This window comes from Kitasatospora arboriphila (assembly GCF_039528095.1).
GTDB classification, from domain to species: Bacteria; Actinomycetota; Actinomycetes; order Streptomycetales; family Streptomycetaceae; genus Kitasatospora; species Kitasatospora arboriphila.
In genome coordinates, this window is sequence record NZ_BAAALD010000256.1 from 1 (window position 1) to 699 (window position 699).

Consider the following 699-nt stretch of genomic DNA (forward strand, 5'->3'; position numbering starts at 1 on the left):
CGGAATTTCGCCTTGAAGCGCTGAATACCCCCGGTCAGACGCTGGACCGACGGACGCTGATTGACGGCAAGCCGCTGCTGCTCAACGTCTGGGCCACCTGGTGTCCAACCTGTCGCGCCGAGCATCAGTTTCTCAACGGCCTGGCGCAGCAGGGCGTGCGGGTGGTGGGGATGAACTACAAAGACGATCGCCAGAAGGCGATGAGCTGGCTGCTGCGCCTGGGTAATCCCTACAGGCTGAGCCTCTACGACGGCAACGGCATGCTTGGTCTGGATCTCGGGGTCTATGGCGCGCCGGAGACGTTTCTCATCGACGGTCAGGGCATTATCCGCTGGCGGCACGCCGGCGACCTGAACGAACGGGTGTGGCGCGAGGAGCTCCAGCCGCTGTGGGATCAATACAACCGGAGGGCGGGTTGATGAGAGGGGTAATGGTCATCCTGCTGGCGCTGATGCTGACCGGCCAGGCGTGGGCCGCCATCGATACCTGGCAGTTTAAGGATGAGGCCCAGGAGCAGGCCTTCCGCGAGATCACCTCCCAACTACGCTGCCCTAAATGCCAGAACAACAGCATCGCCGACTCAAACGCGATGATTGCCGCTGATATGCGGCAGAAGGTGTACGAGCTGATGCAGCAGGGGAAAACGAAAGGGCAGATCGTTGACTATATGGTGGCCGGCTACGGGCATTTTGTGAGCTA

2 protein-coding genes are annotated in these 699 nt (G+C 61.1%); both read left to right on the plus strand.

From position 1 onward, the window contains the following. The coding region (locus ABD353_RS39805) for a DsbE family thiol:disulfide interchange protein (protein WP_344628589.1) at positions 1–419 on the plus strand (419 nt) is incomplete at its 5' end. A gap of 11 nt (positions 420–430) precedes the next feature. Next, positions 431–699: cytochrome c-type biogenesis protein (locus tag ABD353_RS39810; RefSeq protein WP_344628590.1), on the plus strand; the 269-nt coding region annotated here is incomplete at its 3' end.